Source organism: Parabacteroides distasonis (assembly GCF_004793765.1).
Lineage (GTDB): Bacteria > Bacteroidota > Bacteroidia > Bacteroidales > Tannerellaceae > Parabacteroides > Parabacteroides distasonis_A.
In genome coordinates, this window is the sequence record NZ_SRYM01000168.1 from 1 (window position 1) to 361 (window position 361).

Here is a 361-nt window from a genome sequence, read left to right on the forward strand (position 1 = left end):
AAGATAAAAGCCCGTCTGACATTCGGGTTCTCGTTGTCATAATGGCAAGCCGCCAACTTTTGTATTTCTTCGAGAGAAAGAACATCTTTTCGAAGCATTTGGCTATCCACTTTACAGGTAACACTTTTACATGGGTCTTTCAACATTACATCGTGGTCAATCGCATATCGAATAACTTTCTTGAAACGCTGGTAAATGCTTTTAGCACCCTCACCCACACTTCGGGATTGCAGGTAGGCTACAAACTGCTCCATCATTTCTTTGGTGATAAGTTCCGGTTTGATACTAAACTCATTCATGGGGTACTGCTCTTTTAAGAAGTCCTTAAAACGGCTAAGCGCAATTTGTACCATGCGAATAT

Annotated in this window: 1 protein-coding gene; it reads right to left on the reverse strand. The window is 41.3% G+C overall.

The annotated features are described in order from the left end of the window. Positions 1-361 (reverse strand): phage integrase SAM-like domain-containing protein (locus tag E5342_RS19230; protein WP_246867189.1); only part of this gene is annotated, 361 nt, incomplete at both ends.